The organism is Allobosea sp. 05T422_2, from assembly GCF_056396265.1.
Genome location: NZ_JBFTLD010000419.1, coordinates 1 through 3,341, shown reverse-complemented (window position 1 = coordinate 3,341; position 3,341 = coordinate 1). Strand labels below are relative to the sequence as shown.

Genomic DNA, 3,341 nt, shown 5'->3' with positions numbered 1-3,341 from the left:
GCCCGGAGACCCTGTAAACCTCGTCCTCATCGGCACTCTTCAACAACTGCGCGATGCGTTTGCAGTAGCGGGCTGGTCGACGGCCGATCGCTTGGGGATAGCCAGCTCCTGGCGAATGATACGAGCGTTTCTGCTGAACTCGACCTATCCGACCGCTCCTTTCAGCACCCTCTATCTCTTTGGACGCAGGCAGGACATCGGCTTCCAGGAGCCCATCGACAACAGCCCGCGCAAGCGCCATCACATCCGCTTCTGGGCGCTGAGCCTCGCCCATTCCGAGGACGATATGACGGGAGCGAGCTTCTGGTTGAATACCGATAAGCCAGCGACCGACCGGCCTGTGTTATGGGTCGGCGCTGGTACCCGGGACACTGGGCTATCTCTGACCCGGCTGACGTTCCAGGTGACCCATGCGACCGATTCCGACACGAATGCGGAGCGCAACTACATAGTCGCCCAGTTGAAGGCAAAGCAGATGATCGGTGATGTCGTATTGCATCAATCCGGTACACGTTTGCAGACCGGAAAGGTCAACCACTACATTACCGATGGCGAGATCGCCTTCGCCAGCCTGATCGTGAACTKAACGGAGCGCTGCGCTCTCGCCGCTTTCCCCTGGGGCGGGCGCAACGAAGCCGGCAATCGAGTTCGAAACCGCATGTGCGCAGAACGTCGATGAGGATCGCGCAACCAGCCAAGTTCTGGATTGCGGTTTCAGTGGTCGCCTTGGTTGCGCTGGTGCTGTTGCGCCAAATCCTGCTGCCGTTTGTGGTCGGCGCTTTGCTGGCCTATCTGCTCGTCCCGGTGGTCGACAGAATGGAACGGTTCGGCATGAATCGTTCCCTTGCAGCTCTGACCGTCTTCTTGCCGCTGGTTGCGGGCTTCATTGCCTTTCTCCTGGTGATGCTCCCGGCCATCATTGGCGAATTCCGATTTTTCGTTGAGKAATTCCCCCGCTACCTCACGCGGCTCCAGTCGCTCGTGAGCGATGCGAGCGGCCCCTGGCTGCACAATGTCATGGGCGGCGAACTCCACCTCGAGCAATCCCCCGCCGATCTCGCCAAGTCGATGGGTAGCAGCTGGCTCGACAGCTTCCTTCGCTCGTTATGGTCAAGTGGGCTGGCCCTGGTTTCCCTTCTCTCGCTGCTCGTGGTGACGCCGATCATCGCCATCTATCTCGCCATCGACTGGCACCGCATGATGGCGGCGGTCGATGGCTGGTTTACCCCGGCGTATCGCGACGATGCTCGGGCGCTGGCGCGCGAAATCCACGATACGATCGCTGGCTTCGTGCGCGGCCAGGTGGTCATCTGCTTCGTTCTGGCCGTGCTTTATGCATCAGCCCTGAAAGTGGTCGGGCTCAACCATGCCATTGTGATCGGGCTCACCGCCGGTCTCATCAGTTTTGTTCCCTATTTCGGCGCGGCGACGGGGTTCTTCGTGGCGGCCTGCGTTGCCCTGGCCCAGTTCTGGCCGAATTGGGTGCCTGTCGCTGTCGTGGGCGGCATCTTCATCGTCGGAGAAATGCTTGCCGATTATGTGCTGTCACCGCGCCTCATCGGCCGTCGGGTCAACCTCAACCCGGTCTGGATGATGTTCGCGCTGTTCGCCTTTGGATGGCTGTTCGGCTTCATCGGCGTGCTGCTGGCGATACCACTTGCGGCATCGCTGGGCGTGATCCTGCGTTTCRCGTGGCGGCGGTCTCTGGCAAACTCGGGGCAGCAGGCCCGAGACAGGCCTGGCTCAGAATGACGAGAAGCCCGGGACAGGATCGATAAGCGGCGTGGCCTGTCGCCGAGGATGACAGCGAACCGGGCCTGTCCCATTTGGACCAATCGCGCGGCGCGATTTTCCGCGCCGTCTTCAAGCGTTCCTGGACGAAGAAGCGGAGCTTCAGTGCTGGGCGAAGGCCGCAGCCATACACGATGCCGGGCGTTGGACGGCTTAGGCCCATGGCCAGCATCCGCAGCGACAGTCAATAATGCCGTCTGCAACCCGACATCTTGACCGCACTGCGACGGCGGACAGGAGACGCCGCTGCATGCGCACATGCAGCGGGAACGGATTTACGGTCAGGCCACAGGTTTGGGCTGAAATCGAGCGCGCCGCCAACGCGGGATACGTCGCGGAGCCAGCCTGCTCACATCCATTGAACGATCATCCCAGGCCCTAGCTGGTGAATGTCGATCTCCGCATCGCTCAGGCGGCGCTGCAGCTTCAGTTTGAAGTTGGGCAACAAGGCCGAATGATTGGCCAATAGTGCGACGGCGGCCTCGCCTGATTCTGCTGCGACGAAGAAGACCTGGCGGGCGCTGTCGCCCTCCGATGTCACTTCGATCTGGAATGCCTTCAAATCCATGGACGCCCACCCCTGCCTCGCTGACGAKGCGGTAGCACGCTCCTCAACTCGCAGCCACCGACCGACGCTCCGATCTTTGCATCGCTATGTATGGCTGGGGCGAATTGGGATGAAAATTAGAGCCGCAAGGGGGAGCGCATTTCGCTATGCGTTACAGCAAGGAACAGCTGGCAAGCATAAGTGGCGGAAGGGGTGGGATTCGAACCCACGGTGGGCTTGCACCCACGGCGGTTTTCAAGACCGCCGTTTTTAACCGTATTTACAGGCCTTTTTTGGATGCTATAGCCTCATGTTGCGCTAATGTTGCAGATCGGGCGGTGAATGGCCAGTTTGGTGAAGCGGGGCGGACGTTGGACGGCCACGGCTCGGGTTCCAGAATCCTTCAAAGGGCCGGTGGCCGCGAGGTCGATTGCGGCCACATTCCGTACCAAAGCAGAAGCTTCGTTGTGGGCGGATTCAACCGAGTCTTCGATGCGGCTGGGGACCTGGACGGACCCGCGTCTGGAGGAGCGGAAATCTTCAGGGCGGTGGGAGGACCGTCCGCTCCGGGACACTCTCGAGCGCTACCAGCTTCAGGTGACGCCGACGAAGAAGGGAGAGGCTCAGGAAACGACCCTGCTTGATCGGTGGATGAAGCATGATCTGGCTTCTCGACCGATGCGGACCATCACTCGATCGGACGTCGCAGCCTATCGCGACGAGCGCGTCGCCGCGAAGAAGGCGCCATCAACAATAAAGAATGAAATCAATACGTTAAGTGCCGTTTTTAGCTACGCGAGAACGGACTGGGGTTACGACGTCGAGAACCCGGTCCGTGATCTGACGTCGCGCCGGCGAGGCGCTATGCCGAAAGGTCGTCCCGGGCGTGATCGCCGCTTGCTCGATGGTGAGCAAGAGCGGTTGGAGCGGGCCTTGCTCGCAGGCGGCGATGGCCAGGACATGTTGGCCCTGTGGCGCGTACTTCTGGATACCGGCATGAGAC

Annotated in this window: 4 protein-coding genes; 3 read left to right on the top strand and 1 reads right to left on the bottom strand. The window is 60.7% G+C overall.

All coding sequences use genetic code 11. The annotated features are described in order from the left end of the window. Both AC1DJT_RS35375 and AC1DJT_RS35370 read left to right on the top strand, forming a co-directional pair. Positions 1–679: LssY C-terminal domain-containing protein (locus tag AC1DJT_RS35375; RefSeq protein WP_476835927.1), on the top strand; the 679-nt coding region annotated here is incomplete at its 5' end. Then, positions 676–1,752: an AI-2E family transporter gene (locus AC1DJT_RS35370; protein WP_476835926.1), complete on the top strand. Its 1,077-nt coding sequence runs from the start codon at positions 676–678 to the stop codon at positions 1,750–1,752. The genes AC1DJT_RS35375 and AC1DJT_RS35370, both read left to right, overlap by 4 nt. A gap of 388 nt (positions 1,753–2,140) precedes the next feature. On the opposite strand, the gene AC1DJT_RS35365 is transcribed toward AC1DJT_RS35370, so the two are convergent. Then, positions 2,141–2,353, bottom strand: a complete 213-nt coding sequence (locus AC1DJT_RS35365) for a hypothetical protein (RefSeq protein WP_441491761.1) — start codon at positions 2,351–2,353, stop codon at positions 2,141–2,143. Positions 2,354–2,830: 477 nt separating this feature from the next. On the opposite strand from AC1DJT_RS35365, the gene AC1DJT_RS35360 reads away from it, so the two are divergent. Further along, positions 2,831–3,341: phage integrase (locus AC1DJT_RS35360; RefSeq protein ID WP_476835925.1), on the top strand; the 511-nt coding region annotated here is incomplete at its 3' end.